A 16,867-nucleotide genomic window follows, 5' to 3' on the forward strand; every position below is an offset into this window, starting at 1 on the left:
TTTCCAGTTTCGATGCCAATCATTTCAAAAATGAGTTGTTCTTTTGGATAATAACTGTTCTTCTAGGGCTGCAATTCGGTTGTAGGCGGCCGTTAGCTGTGCGGTGAGTCGTTGAATTTGAATATCGGCGGTGAGGGTGGGCTCTCGACTGTAGTAACTCGTTTCTATATATTCGTCATCGATTAGGATGTCTTTATGTTCTTGTACCGATGTACTTTGTCGGGTTTGGGGGGGATTTGAGAGGGAAGCCGAAAAACCGTACTCAAGAAGGCTAGGGGTGGCTTTGACGAGTTCGGTGGATTCGTCCTGAGATAAATGGTCAGAGACTTGATTGGTCAGATGTTTAATCATTTCGTATAAGGAATCTACCTTATCACTCAAAGCGATGACTTGTTGAGTTAGCCTATCCATAGAAATACTCCTGTTTAAGTAAAAAATCTCCTAAGCTAATACTAGACAGCAAATCAGCCAAGACCCAATTATTTACTAAATTATTTAACCTTTTGCTGAAGTTTTCTGTTAAGTATTTTTGCAGACTCAAAGAAATTCACCTTTTCATGCGGATGATCTATCCTATTGTTTCGTTATATTCAAGTTATTTGGGTTAGGATGGGGATATACCATTGTAGAAGACTCAAGGCAATTGCTCGTTTTTTGGGATTGATCGTTAAACAAGTGATAAAAATAGAACTTTAAGATGGAATTATTTTTAATCAAATTTCAGATTTTTTGAGAATCAGCAATATCAAATATAATTCATTCTTATGGTTAAGATAAGGCGGGCTTAAGCTAATTAACAATAGTTGACTAAATTGCTCAAAAATTAATTCATTATTAAAAATTAATTAACATAAATTAATTTTATGTCATTGATAATGCTTTCAATTTTACTCAAATTCAAAAATTAACTTAAAATTCCCTGGCTCTCAGACAAAAAACCGCATTTCTCAAAAATCGTCCTGTTGTCCTCATTTTCTAAAGCCCGCAAAATCGCTAAATTTTAAAGTTTTGTCAGGGAATTTTGATTTTTTATCACCGGGAACTTGAAAAATAGAGATACTTAGTGTATTTCTAACGTAATTCTGCTTTCCGATAGATATTACCAACCGAGGGATTCTACTTTATGTAGATTTTTCACCGAAGCAGAAGAAAATCATTGTCAGTTTGAGTTTGTTATGATTATATTAAGAATTGTAACAAAAGTTCTACTTTTGTCCCTCCTGTGAGGGGATTCCATCAGTTAATCTCGTGTTTAGGAGCAGCCCATGACAGCCCTGATACAACAAAACCCTTCTGATCTAGCATCCCAAGTGGCGGAGTATTTTCGTCGCAGTGTTGGAAATTGGCATTCAGAACGGCGCTACTATACACTTCCAGAGGGAGATACCCAAGAAGTTGCCAGCGAGATTACCATAGAATTTTTAGACCAAGGTTGTCCTGACCTGATCAATATTGCTCAATTACACGAATTAGAGGATTCGATCATCCTCACCTGTGGGTCAAAGGTCAACTGGAAAAGTTCTAATTCCGTCTCAGGAAAGAAATTGTCGAAAGGAGCAACGGTTTTTGGTGTTTCTGAAACCCTACTCTATCGAGATCAGGGGTTTATGACGCCTAAACCCGTTGTCGCCCAATATTATCTGGTTGATGCTAATACGTTATGCCTCAGAACCGAGTACAATGGTTCTGTATTTGAAGAAGAAATTAAACTGGTAGGTCAACGATACCGCACCCGACAAACGATTATTTCACGGGCTGGGGAACAAACCATGATCGGCCAGTATTTAGAGAAACGGATTGAGTAGCGACCGTGAAGCGAAGGTTTTTTCTCCAAGGAATCAGTACCTTAACCTTGAGTAGTGTCGTAGTGGGATGTAAACAAGCTACGGCACTCATGGTTCAAATTCTCAGAGGTTCTGTTCCGGTGCAAATGGTGAGCAAATTTCGACAACAATCTGATCAAGGTGTGATTGATTTTGTTCCCCAACTGCAACTGCAAGATTTATTTGGATTATTACAAAAATGGAAGTCTCAACCCCCAACTCAGCAGTCACCTCAAACTGAGTTAGTGATGATTGGAGACTATTGGTTAAATTCTGCCATTCAACAACAACTGATTCAACCCCTCGACCCGAAATTATGGCCGCAGTGGTCACAACTTCCCTCCCCTTGGCAAAATATTGTTCGGCGGAATTCTGAAGGTAAATATGATTCTAAGGGGAAAATTTGGGCGGCGCCTTATCGTTCAGGAAGTACGGTGATTATTTATCGGGTTGATAAGTTTAAGGCGTTGGGATGGACGCCTGAAGACTGGAGTGATTTATGGCGGCCAGAATTGCGTCATCGGATTTCTTTACCCAATCAAGCGCGGGAAGTGATTGGTTTAACGTTAAAAAAATTAGGCTATTCCTATAATACTGCCGATTTAAGCAAAGTTAAAAACCTAGAAGCTGAACTGCTTAAACTGCATCAAAATGTTAGACTTTATGATTCTAATAGTTATCTGAAACCGTTAATTTTAGGTGATACTTGGTTAGCAGTGGGTTGGTCTACGGATATTCCTCCAGAGGTTCAATATCAAAATGAATTAGCCGCCGTTGTTCCTAAATCTGGTACGGCGTTATGGTTAGATTTGTGGGTGAAACCTGCGGGAGTTCAAGCGTCTCCTACGGCAACTTTAGCAGATAATTGGATCGATTTTTGTTGGTCGCCCCAAGTTGCAACTCAACTCTCCTTATTAACGGGAACAACATCCCCAATTATTCTAGGAATGAACCCCCAAGAGTTACCCCAATCTTTAAGAGAAAATCCCCTATTATTTCCGAAAGCTTCTATTTTAGAAAACAGTGATTTTCTCCAACCGCTTTCGGCAAATTCTATTAAACAGTATCAACAGTTATGGGAAAAAATTAGACTGGGAAGGTAAGCATCCAGAAACAAATATGTAAAGGACTATAGCACTACGCACTTTTAGAACAGGAAACAGGGAACAGTAAGCAGTGACTGAATGAGTTTCAGAATTTAGAAGTGTCCTAACTGTGAGGACGCTCGCACGACAGGAATTGTAATTTATTAGCTGTCCCATTTTTATACACATTTAAGCCATACCGTCAAGTAGAAATTTATATGTGATTACTCTATCTTTGATTGGCTCTATGAACAAAAGCTGCTATTATGATTTTAAACTCAGACGGTTTTGTTTTGACTGTCTTGCGATCGCCAATTTAATTATCAATTTCCCAAAAAACGATTAGACATTATGTCCAGCAGTCCCATTCAAAAAATCCTATTCGGAAGTCCTGGAACCGGAAAAAGCTATAGAGTTGAAAATAAAATAATTCCTGATGAGTTGAAGATAACTGACCAATCAAATGTTATTCCAACTGTGTTTCACCCAGAATACACTTATGGTGATTTTATGGGTAAACTGATGCCATTAACTGACGATAGTGGCAAGGTCGAGTATAAATACTACTCAGGACATTTTTTAAAAGCACTAGCTAAAGCATACAAAAATATCATAAAAAGCTGTATTAAGTTTGAGCAAGACAAGAAAGAACTAACAGAGGAATACAAGAAAGAAATAGGGAAAACTCGTCAAGACGCTTTCTCTAGCGAAGAAATGTCTATTCTGAAAGAAAAGCACAGTAAGATCATAAAACAACCTGAAAATGTTGTTTTGATAATTGATGAACTTAATAGAGGTAATTCAGCAGCAATTTTTGGTACTGTATTTCAACTTCTTGATAGAAACAAAAACGGTTGGTCACAATATCCAATAACAATTTCAGATTTAGAAAAAACTGGATTGTTGCAAGCAATAAGCTTTAAACAATATTTTCTTTCTAAAGAAAAGGGATACTCATTTGAGTATGATGGAAATTCTTGTAAAGATGAAAATGAATACAATAAATATCTTGACTATATTTTCAGCGATTTAAGCAAAGAAGAAAGGGTTAGACTTCAAGAGTGCAAAATTAAATTGCCCCCAAATCTATCATTCTTGGCTACCATGAATACTTCTGACAACTCTATCTACTTCATGGATAGTGCCTTTAAACGCCGTTGGGATTGGGAGTTTGTAAATATTGAAGATGATGGACAAAGAAACGTAGTGTCCGGCCGAAAAATAAAACTTTACAACAATGATACTTGTGCATGGAATAATTTTGTTGATAAGTTAAATGAATTCATCCGCAGTCATTACAAGACAGTTAGGAAAATTGAGGATAAACAGATTGGTTACTTCTTTATTAATGAAGAAACTATAACGGAAGAACACATCAAAAATAAATTGATGTTCTTTATCTGGGATAGTGTTTTTAGTAACAATCGTAAGCCTTTGACTGAACTTTTAGAAATGACTGAAAGAGATTTAGTTACATTTGGACAGTTTACCCAAAAAGAGGTTGTTCAAAAATTTGTTAAAAAAATAATTGGATTTGTAAATGTTTGACCTCAGTAATATAGATATTATTAAAACAGATCAAAAACGTGGCTACAGTAGCTATTCGTTTGTTGGTCTTCAGAGAAATAAGGAAACTGATCGCTTAGAGTTTTGGCTTCCGTTAGGATTCGATGATTTTGATCATACAGATTTTAACTTAGTCAAAGGTTTCTTCTTCAAGATGTACCGAACTTTCAAAACGTATCTGCAAAGAAAACAGAATTATATGCAGAGCAAAGACATAACCATTGATCGAGACGGAATTATTGAAAATGAAAACGGATTTAGTTTTATTAATGAAAATAATGAACAGGTAGTTTTTTATGGCAAACTCAATTCGTTAGATAAAATAATAGAGGGTTACGATGAATTGCGAATTTCATCTTTAGAAAAAAAACAAATGAGAAGCCCAGAAATTGACTACTCAAAGATTCATCGGTATATGCACCAAGCTGTCTATCTTGATCATGATGTGATTTATATTGACGAAATGAATATAGCCAAAAATATCTTAGTCAAAGAAAGTCCGCCAATTTTACAACTTTTTTGTTTTATTTATACCGAAATCAAAAGAGAGTTGGAAGAATTAGAAAATATTTCCGATAGGGCTGCCGAGCTTGCCGAGGAGTTTAAAGAAAACTATTTGCAACCTAATAGTAGTTTATTTGGCGAAGATACATTTGCCGAAACCGTAGATATTTTGAGGGAAACACTGGAAGATCTTGACACTAAAACAGCCTATAAAGATGATGATTATTGGCATTTTTTTGAAGCAGTAGAGGCGTTTTTATACGGAGAGCGACAAGAAGATAATAAAGGTATTTACTGGGGTTTTAGCAGTTTCTATGATATATGGGAGGATATGTGCCAAACTTATGTACTCAATACACCTGAATACAAAGAAAGAGCAATCTTTGCAGATATTGAAGGAAAACTTAAACCATTAATTAATGTCACTCTCAATCCATTTGAATTGACATTAAATGATTTGACAAAAATACGTTATTTACGACCTGATTTAGTATTAAAAGAAAAAGAATACGGAATAGAAGACTTTTATAAAATCAATCAAAGAATTTATAGGCAAGAAAAATCTGCCTATGGTATATTTCTTGTTAATTATCCAAGTTTACAGGCTAATCATCCTAAAATTCTTGATAAATTTTATGAGCTTCGTGAAAAAGAAACTAATGAGCAAACAGGGAAAACGTTTAGCTATATGTTTGAACAAAATTTAGAAAAATTTAGACTATTTATTATTAATTATATACGCTATAAATCATTTTCTTTCCTCACAATTGTTGATTATAAATATATGGGTATTTGGGATTATGAAAGGTACTCACCTGATAAAAATGGAGAAAACAAAGTAAAAGATGATATACAGAAACAGTTAGTCTATGAATGGACAATACAGCAAAATTGGAATGCAAAAACTGAAAGTGAGTTTTGGATACCTTATTTTTCTAATAACCCGCTAGAGTTTGAAAAGATACCTCCAGTAAAAGTAGATAATACTGACTTTAACAAAAGCAAGATTAAACTGGTTGAAATTAATTTCAAAACACTTCAAGATTTTTATATTAAGCAAGGATTGGTATGATTAAACATGATTCTGCGGATACCGTTATTAGCCTTTTTAATCCTGTTGTTTCACTAAGTTCGCAAGTTCGTCAGAGAGTGAATGAAGAATTTATTTATCCAATTTTAGAGGATTTTTTTAAAGATAAAGGAGGGATTAATTCTTATGAAGAGTTAGATCCTGATCAGATTAAAACTGAAATTGAGTTTTCAAAAAAAGATACGATAGAAAGCTATGTACAATCCTATGTTTACAAAGAAGTGATGAATACAATAAGTAAAAATGATGATGGCACGATAAATTTTAAGCCCAGATATGTTGTTTCTTTTGACCAAGACTTAACAAACTTTCAAGAAGAATGGGGGATCAAATACGGTGAATTGAGACTAGGAGACGCGGCTATTTTATATTTTATTTATATTGATTTACAGGAAGTTATTCGGTTTATTAAAAAAATTAATAGGTAAATCAGAAGTTTTGAGTCAATAGACAGGCTCGCTGGTATCTATATTCATCATTGGCATCTTGTTCATTTTTTTGTATAATTAATTTACCCTTACTATAAATCACTAAATTAAATAATGAAATTATGATTCAAACTGAAGATAAACCCCAAATTCAATCTCTCTCCCTAGAGGAATTTTTAACCCAACCGGAAACCAAACCCGCCCAAGAATATATTAACGGAGTTGTTTATCAAAAACCAATGCCAAAAGGAAAACATAGTCGCATTCAAAAATGTCTCATTGATTCTATTAGCCAAGTCGCTGAAACCAAACATTTAGCTTGTGCTTTTCCTGAATTACGCTGTAGTTTTGGCGGGCGTTCTATTGTTCCTGATATAGTTGTATTAGAATGGCAGAATATCCCCCTAGATGAACAAGGGGAAATCGCTAATGATGTTAATATTGCCCCAGATTGGACAATTGAAATATTATCCCCAGACCAAAATACAACCCGTGTGATTAATAATATTTTATTCTGTTTAAAACATCAAACACAATTAGGTTGGTTAATTGAACCGCAGGAAAGATTAGTATTAGTATTTAAACCCAAACAACAACCCGAAGTATTTGAAGGAGAACAAATTTTACCCGTTTTAGATATATTAAAAGATTACCAATTATCGGTTAATGAATTATTCAATTGTTTAAAACCGTAGGGTGCGTAAGCGCAGCGCACGCACCATAATTTAATGTTATCAACAAAATCATAAAATTTTAATTATTTACCTATAGCAATGAGCAGGTTAATGTTGACAACAACTTCTTTGTGTCTTTGTGTCTTGGTGGTAACATTCAAGGCTTGACCCTTGTAAACAAACCAGCGCGACCTGCTATAACTAATATGACGGTTATTTATCTAAATAATTGATGGTTATTTATCTAAATAATTGATGGTTATTTACCTAAATAATTGATGGTTATTTATCTAAATAATTGATGGTTATTTACCTAAATAATATGAGGGTTATTTACCTAAATAATTGATGGTGCGTGCGCTTTGCTTACGCACCCTACAGAGTCGGCGAGGTGTTTTTTTAGGGTAGCGACGGGTAAAGGGCCTTGAAGATGTTGCCAAGGTAATACTTGATCTAAATCCCAATTTTGGTTAACATAATATTCCATAGTGGGTAATTGTCCGCGTAATTCTTTGAAGGCTCGGCGATAACTTCCTAATGAGTCTCCATAGTTTCTAACTAATTCTAATAGATGGGAAATCCGCCGATCGCCCCTAGAAAGTAGAGATTGAATTACTGACCATTTATAACTTTCCGGTCTAAAATCAATGTTATTTGATTTTAATTGTTTTTCTAATAATTTTAGTCGTTTTTCTGCATTGGGATTTACCCCAAACCATTGAAAGGGTGTATGAGATTTGGGAACAAAGGTACTACAACCGAGGGTTAATTTAAAGCCCGGTGCTGCTTTTTTTAAGGCTGTCATCAAGTCTACAGTGGCTTCTACATCCTCTAATTCTTCCCCAGGAATTCCTACCATCCCATAGATTTTCATCCCCTGTAAACCGCCATTTTTTGCGTTAATAATGGCTTGTAAAATTTCCTCGTTTTCTAATTTTTTATTAATAATTTTTCTGAGGCGATCGCTACCACTTTCTACAGCAATTGTCAAGGTGCGAGTCTCTCTTTTTGCTAAGGTTTTTGCTAATTTTTCTGTAACGGTATTTGTTCTAACTGAAGCAATACTTAAACGCACATCATCATATTTCGGTTGAGTTAAATAATTCAATAACTCATCAAATTCGGGGTGTTGTGTTACCGACGCGCCTAATAAACCTAAACGCCGGGTTACTTGGAGTCCCTGTTCAATAGCTGGAATTAAAGAGGCTTCTAAACTCGCTGTTCTAAAGGGTAAAGTTAAATAACTGGCTAAACAAAAACGGCACATTTCAGGACAACTGCGAACCACTTCTACCATATAGATATTTTCCCAAGCGGCTTTTTCTGTTACAACCGTTGAAGCGGATAAAATATTGCCTCGATAGGTTTGTTTTTGGACTTGGGAAGGAATACTCGAATCTACAGGTTTAATCTCTTGAATTTCACCTTCTAAACTGTGATAAGATATTTCATATAAACTGGGAATATAAATTCCTGGAATTTGGGCTAAATGTCGTAATTGAGTTGAACGAGATTCGTGACGAACCTGTTGATAAGCGTCTATGAAATCGCCTAATAAGTTTTCGCCATCACCGAGTAAAATAATATCAAAAAAATCGGCAAAGGGTTCTGGATTAGCGGTTAATACGGGGCCACCGCCAAAAAGTAAGGGATGTTGATCTGTGCGATGAACCGAACGCAGGGGAATATTTAAGAATTCTAAACGCTCAAAAATATTGACATAATCGAGTTCCCAAGAAAAGGAAAAACCCACCAGTTCAGGATGTTGAGGTAAGGGTTCGTGTAAATCGGTAAATAGACGACTGACTTCTACATCTGAACGCATTGCTAAAGTAGACCAAACCAGTTGATAACCTAAACTGGTAATGCCAACGGTATATTCATTGGGAAAAGCAAAAATAATCGGAATCGCATCTAAATTAGATGGCGTCGGAGTAAAGAGTAAACGTTCAGCATCAAAGACAGAAGCACTCACAGAATTAATCAATAAAAAACTCCTTGGAATCTATTTTTATTGTAGCTTAACCTGCTATAACAGTCGCGCCTGGGGTCTTAGGACATAGACTGATGCTAAAACCGTGCGCCGTACACCCCTATGAACCTACCTGTTCCCTGTTCCCTGTTCCCTGTTCCCTGCTATATAACAAAAATCCCACTCAACCAAAGGGAGCGGGATTTTGTTATGAATATGAGGGTTTTAGGAGGATTGCTGCTAAAAATAAGCTTGCTGATCCCCCTACATCGGTCTTAGAAGGAAGAACCTATACCCACATAGGAACCATAGAAAAACAAACCAACTACCACTAAAACACCAGTTCCAGCAACAGTGGCAACTAACCACAATGGAATTTTGCCTGATTGCAACACAGTTATGACCTCGTTAATTCAAAGCTTAATTGACAAGGGATTTTAGATTTTGGATATTAGATTTAGGATAAATATTTTGTCAAAAAATACGTTTCCGATTGGCAAGATCCAAAATCGTTAAATCGAGAAAAATCCAGTTAGTTAAAGAAATAACTGGAGAATAAAATACCGAGAACAAAAATCAACAGCAAACCCAAATAGAGTGAAGTTCTGTTCAACTCAACAGGTTGCCGATTAGGATTATTACTCCGATCCATTGTGAGTCTCCTATCGTTGAATAAATTGCATAGCCGCGATCGCACCCAGGAAGAAAACCGTAGGTACTGCTAAAGTATGAACGGCTAACCAACGGACTGTAAAAATCGGATAAGTTATCGGTTCATTGGAACTGCTACCAGTTGCCATTTTATTAAACTCCTTTGTCAACTATTTACTCGTAAAATCGCCAATTTGTGATTTGCTATTAAAGCGATCGCTTACAATCGGAATTTCCTGCCGTTGCTGAGTAAAATACTCATCGGGGCGAGGGGTACCAAAAGCATCGTAAGCTAAACCCGTGCTGACAAACAGCCAACCTGCAACAAATAAAGCCGGAATTGTAATACTGTGAATCACCCAATACCGGATACTGGTAATAATATCGCCAAAAGGACGCTCTCCAGTTGTTCCTGACATCGTTAAATCTCCTCAAGCAACGGTTGAACACTCAAATCTAATGATACGGGAGCAGGGAGTGTGGAACAAGCCTACTCGATTGATTTACCGATTATTGTTTTAAACTGCTTGTGGGGCCGACCCTTTATAGCGAAGTAACGTTCCTCTCTGACCCAGGACAAAACCCTGTTCCGGGCCGAGAAACTTAATTCGATAAAGGTTAGACGGGATATTTTCCACTTCCCGATCTTTTTGCCAAGTTTGGCCTCCGTCAAAACTACACAGGAGGTTACCACTACCACCACTGACCCAAATTTCTTCCGGGGTGCGATAGGCTAAATCCAAAAATCCCCAACTTGTGGAAGATTCGGGGTTAATCGGATCACCCCACTCCAAGAGATTCTCAGGATCAGTAAACCGTAATTCACCCCCACGCGCAATCATCCACAGACGGCCATCTTGACCAAAGCCAATTTTCTCTAACCGTTTAGAACTGTAACGATTATGGGGTTCCCAAGCCTTAGATCCCGGTTCCCAAGTAGAATAAAAATTCCCCTTGGAAGAAACGCTAATATAGCGACCATCCTCAGCACGGGAGAGATTTCTGACAAAACCCACCGCATCTTCAACCAAGGATTTCCAGGTTTTCCCGCCATCTTGAGTTTGGTAAATTGCCCCCAAATCCGTTATCATCTCGGCGGTATTGGGACTTAGAGCCACAATACTATAAGGCGCACCGGGTAACTTGGCATTTAAGGGAATTCGATCCCAGGTTTTGCCTTCATTGGTGGTGTGCAACAAAATTGAGGGGAGTCCCACAATCCAACCCTCAGAGCCGTTAAAGCTAACCGAGTTGAATCGAACTTTTTCTTCCCCTAAATCCAGTTGCTTTACTTGCCAATGGTCGCCCCCATCGGTGGTTTCCAGCAGCGTCGCGTCACTCCCGACAATCCAACCCTGTTTCGGGTTCGTTCCTGTAAAGGCAATATCGGCTAAATTCCCTTGAGTTTCTGTAGGAACCAGTTCCCAAGGGTTGTAACTGAGTTGGGGTAGGTAACGACAGCTAGCACAAATTAGAGCAACTGTCAAGATTATAACGATTTTTTGCAGAAATTTAACAATGTGCATCAGATTTAATGAAATTTTAATTCCTCAATTCAGGCCATATAAGCTGATAAAGAACAAAAACCCTAAGGCCAATCCCCCAAAAATCAGGAGATTCTTTTGCTGGGCGGTTAAGGTATTCACCCCAAAGCCATAGCCTCTGTTCTCCTCAAACCCAGAAGGGTTTTCCACAGAACCAATATTGACAAACTGGCTTGAGGGAGCGCCACAGACCGGACAACGCCATTTTTGGGGTAAATCAGTAAAGGCTGTCCCCGCAGGAACATTAGAACTCCCTTTTGCCGGCTCATAGACATAGCCACAAGCCTTACACTCATGACGATCAAGGGCTGTAACTTCAGTTGCTGGCATAACGAGTAACTTGAGCAGGGATGAGTTTGGGATTATTAGAATAACTATTAAATAATATTACAAAATTTGAGCAAATCACAACAGACATTCCGATATCAGGATTAACAACAGACGCACATTTGGGGTCGGGAGTATGTCAAAATGTAAAAAATCAGTTACAAAACTAGAGCGATACCGATTCATTGTGTTTGTTCTCAATGGCTACGAATACTTTTTAGGCTTCTTAATCATCAGTAGCCTAGTTCCTATCCTGGCTTTGGTTGTCTCCAAAGTCTTACGGCCAAAAAGCCGTGGTGGTGCCCGTCGCACCACCTACGAGTCCGGGAACGAACCCATCGGTGGAGCATGGATTCAATTCAACATCCGATACTATATGTTCGCCTTGGTGTTTGTGATCTTCGATGTTGAAACCGTGTTTCTCTACCCTTGGGCCGTTGCCTTCCACAATTTGGGACTATTGGCTTTTATTGAAGCCTTGATTTTTATTGCAATTCTTGTCATTGCACTGGTTTACGCTTGGCGTAAAGGTGCCTTGGAATGGTCATAACAGGTGATAAAACCATGACTCAAAGCGTTTCACCCAACAAAGAAACCCTGATTAATCCAGTTGAGCGGCCCCAAGTCACTCAGGAACTCTCGGAAAACGTGATCCTGACAACAGTGGATGACCTCTACAACTGGGCTAGGCTGTCAAGCTTATGGCCGCTTTTATACGGGACAGCCTGTTGTTTTATTGAATTTGCGGGTTTAATCGGTTCTCGGTTTGACTTTGACCGTTTTGGTCTAGTTCCCCGGTCGAGTCCTCGACAAGCGGATTTACTGATTACCGCCGGAACCATTACCATGAAATATGCTCCGATTCTGGTGCGTTTGTACGAACAAATGCCCGAACCGAAGTATGTGATTGCCATGGGAGCTTGTACCGTCACCGGAGGAATGTTTAGCATGGACTCCACAACGGCGGTGCGCGGTGTGGATAAATTAATTCCTGTGGATGTTTATATCCCCGGCTGTCCTCCTCGTCCAGAGGCGATTATCGACGCGGTGATCAAACTTCGTAAGAAAATTGCCGACGATTCTTTACAAGAACGGGCTAATCTTCAACAAACCCATCGCTATTACACCCGCCCTCACAATATGAAACCCGTTGAACCGATTTTAACGGGCCAATATTTAGTTACTGAATCTCGTCAAGTTCCCCCTAAACAGTTAACGCAAGCGATGGGAATGGCTGTTCCTCCCGCTTTAATTGCCGAACGGACAAAGGAGGAAAAACGTGGCTAACTCAGAAGCAGAAGCACCCCTGGTTGAAGCCGGGAAAGTCTCTCAATGGTTGAGTGAAAACGGCTTTGAACATGAATCTCTAGGCCCTAATGCCTCATCCGTAGAAATGATTAAAGTGGATCGAGAGTATTTGATCCCCTTATCTACCGCTTTGTATGCCTACGGCTTCAACTGCTTGCGCTGTCAATGTGCCTATGACGCAGGCCCAGGAGATGCCTTAGTTAGTGTTTATCATTTAGTCAAAATTGATGACAACGTGGAACAACCGCAGGAAATCTGCGTCAAAGTCTTCGTTCCACGGGATGATCCCAGAGTCCCTTCAGTTTACTGGATTTGGAAAGCAGCCGATTTTCAGGAGCGAGAATCCTACGATATGTATGGTATCGTCTACGAAGGTCATCCCAATCTGAAACGGATTCTAATGCCTGAAGATTGGGTGGGTTGGCCTTTAAGAAAAGATTATATCTCCCCTGATTTTCATGAATTGCAAGATGCTTATTAATATTAATAGCAAAATCAACCCTGAGAATTGATGAACCGACTGCACCCCAATTTGTTCACAGACAAGCCAATAGCCTTCGCTATGACTGTCTCTGGTTATGCGTCTCTAGGGTGCTGGTGTTGATCAAACCTAATTCTAAGGGGAAGATGCAATTCAATTGGGCGATCCAAATTGCCAGATCTCCAGGAAGTCTGATATAGTTGCCTACGATAATGTAGAATTCATATCTGGCTTGGACTTGATACACTCGCTTATTCCGATAAAACGGTGTAGTTAAAAAGTTAAGCAACGGGTTCTACCCGAAGTCAAACGGAATCAGTCTAGGTCTTCGATGCGTTTCGCAATACACTTTGGTGGAGGAGTCAAATCGTGAGCACTCTCAACGGTACAACATTTAATGATATTAATTTCAACGGCATCTTCGATGCTGGTGATATAGCACTTCCCAATGTCACCGTATTTTTAGATACTAATGGCAATGGTTTACCTGAAAGCTTAGAACAAGTTGATGTCACCGACATTAACGGTTTTTATGATTTCCCTAACCTAGTAGCGGGAAGTTATCAGGTTGGACAAGTTGTCCCTACCGGGTTCACCCGGACAACTCCAGCATCCGCAGTCACCCTGACGGGAACTGCGGCGGAGGTAGCTACATTTAACATTGCCAATACTGGAGCCGTTACCCCGGTTGTTCCGTCTCTGAGCGGTAACATTTCTGGAGTTGTCTTTGTAGATAATAACTTACAGGGTATCTACAACTACATCTACGACGATAACGGCAATATCGTTGTCGATCCCAATGGGTTTGTCCCGGAGAATCAGCTATACGATCCCTTTGTGGATGCCACCTTACCGAATATTCCGGTCTACATTGACCTGAACAACGATGGTTTCCTCAGTTCCAACGAACCGAGCACCTTTACCAATGAAGCCGGGTTTTATAACTTCAATGTTTTACCTGCTGGTTCCTACCTGTTAAGAGTTGCTCAACCTTTTGAGGTGACAGGAGAAAACTCGATTCTGGGTGATCTGTTAGAAACAACTAATACTCCCTTAGTGGTTGATGTCTTTGCCGGATCAACCGTCAGAGGCGATCTGGGTGTTGTTGCTCCCAATAGTGTTTACGGTAAAGTCATTAATGACCTGAATGGTAATGGCTTCCCAGAAGCTACAGAACCTGGAATTCAAGGCGTTACGGTCTTTATTGATTCTAATGGCAATAACTTCTTTGACTTAGGCGAAAAGTCCACGGTCAGTGGTACCGATGGAGCCTACATTATCAAAGGCTTAGATACTAACGTTGGCCAGGAATCTAGCCAGACTTTGGCTCAAAATCCCTATCTCGCCTACCAGCTTTTAGTTGATCCTCTGTCTGTCGCCAACACCTTCCCGGTGACTTCGGTTCCTCCCACCGCAGCCTACGTTAGAACTTCACCTCTACCGGGAGCTACAGTTGATGCTCCTGTGATTCCCGAAGGTTCTGCTCAGGCTAATTTCTTGTATGCTTTTGCTCCTACAGCAACAGCCGTACTACCTGATAGCATTACCGGATTTGTTTTCAATGATTTGAATGGTGATGGCGTAGTTCAAACGGGTGAACCGAATCTGCCCGGTGCCGAAATCTATCTCGATTTGAACAACAACAACGAGTTCGATTCCGGTGAGCCGTCTTCAATTACTGATGCAGCCGGTTCCTTTGGTTTCTTGGCTCTTTCGACCCCCGGTGATTTCATTGTTCGGACAACAGATGAGTTCCTCACCACCGCCGTTCCCAATGTCATCTTAGGGGTAGGTCAAGCCTCACAAGTTGCGATTGGTCTGGCTAGTTTTGAACCGAGTCCAGCCATTAACCAAGAGGCTTTGATTCCGATCATCGGAACCACCGTCGTTTAAAACGGACGCAGAATTAATCCTGCTATCTGTTTAACCCAAATATCATCCGAGAGCAGCAGTCAGGCTCAAATTTAGCTGATTTCTTCTCTCGGATGATATTTTTTGGGGATGATCGGGTTCTCCCTCAGAAACCGGATTTCTTCAGTCCTAAATTTGTATCAACATACTCAGATTTTCTCGGTTCCTCCTGATTAATTTAGAGTAGGCTAGATTAAGTGGAGTTTAATACTTAACAATTTGTCTCAAGTTTTAGCAGCTTCAACCTTTCCCGCCAGCACGTTTAAGCTGAACAATGGTCTAACGGTTATTCATCAACAGATGACCGCAACCCCAGTTGTCGTTGTTGATGTTTGGGTACGGGCTGGTGCCATTTATGAGCCGGATATGTGGTCAGGAATGGCCCACTTTTTGGAACACATGATTTTTAAAGGCACAGATTGGATTGGGCCAGGTGTGTTCGATCAAGTGATTGAAAGTTGCGGGGGTGTGGCGAATGCTGCTACCAGCCATGATTATGCTCATTTTTACATTACCACTGCCGTTCACTATTTAGAGGAAACCTTGCACGCTTTGGGAGATTTATTGCTACACGCAACAATCCCCGATGGTGAGTTTAATCGAGAACGGGATGTGGTTTTAGAAGAAATTCGTCAAGCGACGGATGATCCCGATTGGCTGAGTTTTCAAGCCTTAATGGAAACAGTGTATGCACGGCATCCCTACAGCCGTTCTGTTTTAGGAACAGAAGCGAAAATAAGGTCGCACTCGCCCCAGGAAATGCGCCGTTTCCATCAAAGTCGCTATCAACCTGAAAACATGGTGGTTGTGATTGTTGGCGGTGTGGAAGAACAACAAGCGTTGGATTTGATTAATCAAGCCTTTAGTCGTTTTTTACCGCCTACAACTTACACTCATTTGTATCAGGTGGTTCAACCCCAAATTCACGGAATTCATCGCCGGGAACTCCATTTACCTTATCTCGAAGAAGCACGATTAACCTTAGCTTGGACTGGGCCAGGAGTTGAACAATTAAGGCAAGCTTATGGGCTAGACTTACTGTCTTCGGTAATCGCGTCAGGACGTACCTCTCGATTAGTCCAAAAACTGCGGGAAAAACTTCAGCTTGTCCATGATATTTGTAGCGATTTTTCCTTACAACAAGAGTCCAGTTTATTTACAATTAGTGCTTTATTAGAATATAAAGATTTAGAGAAGGTAGAAGCCTTAATTTGTGAGGAAATTCATGAGTTAATGATCGAGCCGATTTCAGAAGCAGAATTAAGGCGGAGTCAACGCTTTCTCTGTAATGATTATGCCTTTTCGACGGAGACCCCCGGACAGTTAGCCGGTTTATATGGATATTATTTCACCGTAGCGAAACCGGAATTAGCGGTTACTTATCCCGAACAAATTCAATCGTTTCAACCTTTAGAACTCCAAAATATTGTTAAGGAACTGCTGAATTTAGAAAATTATGCAGTTATGGTTGTTCAGCCGTAGGGTGGGGAACCCCGCCCCTAC

19 protein-coding genes are annotated in these 16,867 nt (G+C 39.6%); 11 read left to right on the forward strand and 8 right to left on the reverse strand.

Annotated features, from left to right (window positions below):
• Positions 1-24 precede the first annotated feature (24 nt).
• A complete protein-coding gene (locus PL8927_RS25150) occupies positions 25-411 on the reverse strand; it encodes a hypothetical protein (RefSeq protein WP_083626309.1) in 387 nt (128 codons plus the stop codon).
• Between the two features lie 854 nt (positions 412-1,265).
• On the opposite strand from PL8927_RS25150, the gene PL8927_RS25155 reads away from it, so the two are divergent.
• The 6 genes from PL8927_RS25155 (at position 1,266) to PL8927_RS25180 (ending at position 7,191) form a co-directional block, all read left to right on the forward strand.
• Positions 1,266-1,805: a phycobiliprotein lyase gene (locus tag PL8927_RS25155; RefSeq protein ID WP_083626312.1), complete on the forward strand. Its 540-nt coding sequence runs from the start codon at positions 1,266-1,268 to the stop codon at positions 1,803-1,805.
• 5 nt (positions 1,806-1,810) lie between these two features.
• Positions 1,811-2,926 (forward strand): extracellular solute-binding protein, encoded by a 1,116-nt coding sequence (locus PL8927_RS25160; RefSeq protein WP_231506137.1) that lies wholly within the window; start codon positions 1,811-1,813, stop codon positions 2,924-2,926.
• Between the two features lie 333 nt (positions 2,927-3,259).
• Positions 3,260-4,456: a hypothetical protein gene (locus tag PL8927_RS25165; protein WP_083626314.1), complete on the forward strand. Its 1,197-nt coding sequence runs from the start codon at positions 3,260-3,262 to the stop codon at positions 4,454-4,456.
• On the forward strand, positions 4,449-6,050 hold the full coding sequence (locus PL8927_RS25170; RefSeq protein ID WP_083626317.1) for a hypothetical protein: 1,602 nt from the start codon (positions 4,449-4,451) through the stop codon (positions 6,048-6,050). The genes PL8927_RS25165 and PL8927_RS25170 overlap by 8 nt, the downstream gene beginning before the upstream one ends.
• Positions 6,047-6,496, forward strand: a complete 450-nt coding sequence (locus PL8927_RS25175; RefSeq protein WP_083626320.1) for a hypothetical protein — start codon at positions 6,047-6,049, stop codon at positions 6,494-6,496. The genes PL8927_RS25170 and PL8927_RS25175 overlap by 4 nt, the downstream gene beginning before the upstream one ends.
• A gap of 122 nt (positions 6,497-6,618) precedes the next feature.
• On the forward strand, positions 6,619-7,191 hold the full coding sequence (locus tag PL8927_RS25180; protein ID WP_083626322.1) for a Uma2 family endonuclease: 573 nt from the start codon (positions 6,619-6,621) through the stop codon (positions 7,189-7,191).
• A gap of 316 nt (positions 7,192-7,507) precedes the next feature.
• Here the strand turns inward: PL8927_RS25180 and PL8927_RS25185 are convergent, their stop codons facing one another.
• From PL8927_RS25185 to PL8927_RS25215, 7 genes are all read right to left on the reverse strand, one after another.
• The gene (locus PL8927_RS25185) at positions 7,508-9,145 is read right to left on the reverse strand and encodes a B12-binding domain-containing radical SAM protein (protein ID WP_083626574.1); all 1,638 of its coding nucleotides are present in this window, start codon (positions 9,143-9,145) and stop codon (positions 7,508-7,510) included.
• A 272-nt stretch (positions 9,146-9,417) separates the two neighbouring features.
• Complete coding sequence (locus PL8927_RS25190) at positions 9,418-9,537, reverse strand: photosystem II reaction center protein J (RefSeq protein WP_083626324.1); 120 nt, start codon at positions 9,535-9,537, stop codon at positions 9,418-9,420.
• A gap of 137 nt (positions 9,538-9,674) precedes the next feature.
• On the reverse strand, positions 9,675-9,794 hold the full coding sequence (locus PL8927_RS25195; RefSeq protein WP_083626327.1) for a photosystem II reaction center protein L: 120 nt from the start codon (positions 9,792-9,794) through the stop codon (positions 9,675-9,677).
• Between the two features lie 10 nt (positions 9,795-9,804).
• Complete coding sequence (psbF, locus tag PL8927_RS25200; protein WP_083626330.1) at positions 9,805-9,942, reverse strand: cytochrome b559 subunit beta; 138 nt, start codon at positions 9,940-9,942, stop codon at positions 9,805-9,807.
• A 21-nt stretch (positions 9,943-9,963) separates the two neighbouring features.
• Complete coding sequence (gene psbE, locus PL8927_RS25205; RefSeq protein WP_083626332.1) at positions 9,964-10,212, reverse strand: cytochrome b559 subunit alpha; 249 nt, start codon at positions 10,210-10,212, stop codon at positions 9,964-9,966.
• 99 nt (positions 10,213-10,311) lie between these two features.
• Entirely contained in the window at positions 10,312-11,319 is a 1,008-nt protein-coding gene (locus tag PL8927_RS25210; protein WP_083626335.1) for a photosynthesis system II assembly factor Ycf48, read from the reverse strand.
• Positions 11,320-11,343: 24 nt separating this feature from the next.
• Entirely contained in the window at positions 11,344-11,667 is a 324-nt protein-coding gene (locus PL8927_RS25215) for a rubredoxin (protein ID WP_083626338.1), read from the reverse strand.
• A gap of 133 nt (positions 11,668-11,800) precedes the next feature.
• On the opposite strand from PL8927_RS25215, the gene ndhC reads away from it, so the two are divergent.
• From ndhC to PL8927_RS25240, 5 genes are all read left to right on the forward strand, one after another.
• Positions 11,801-12,214, forward strand: a complete 414-nt coding sequence (ndhC, locus tag PL8927_RS25220) for a photosynthetic/respiratory NAD(P)H-quinone oxidoreductase subunit C (RefSeq protein ID WP_456319750.1) — start codon at positions 11,801-11,803, stop codon at positions 12,212-12,214.
• A 14-nt stretch (positions 12,215-12,228) separates the two neighbouring features.
• The gene (locus PL8927_RS25225; protein WP_083626341.1) at positions 12,229-12,951 is read left to right on the forward strand and encodes an NADH dehydrogenase subunit K; all 723 of its coding nucleotides are present in this window, start codon (positions 12,229-12,231) and stop codon (positions 12,949-12,951) included.
• Complete coding sequence (locus tag PL8927_RS25230) at positions 12,944-13,453, forward strand: NAD(P)H-quinone oxidoreductase subunit J (RefSeq protein ID WP_083626345.1); 510 nt, start codon at positions 12,944-12,946, stop codon at positions 13,451-13,453. Before PL8927_RS25225 ends, PL8927_RS25230 begins: the two co-directional genes overlap by 8 nt.
• A gap of 369 nt (positions 13,454-13,822) precedes the next feature.
• A complete protein-coding gene (locus PL8927_RS25235) occupies positions 13,823-15,346 on the forward strand; it encodes an SdrD B-like domain-containing protein (protein ID WP_197047551.1) in 1,524 nt (507 codons plus the stop codon).
• 237 nt (positions 15,347-15,583) lie between these two features.
• Entirely contained in the window at positions 15,584-16,846 is a 1,263-nt protein-coding gene (locus PL8927_RS25240) for a M16 family metallopeptidase (RefSeq protein WP_083626351.1), read from the forward strand.
• Positions 16,847-16,867: the final 21 nt, after the last annotated feature.

Source organism: Planktothrix serta PCC 8927 (genome assembly GCF_900010725.2).
GTDB lineage: Bacteria > Cyanobacteriota > Cyanobacteriia > Cyanobacteriales > Microcoleaceae > Planktothrix > Planktothrix serta.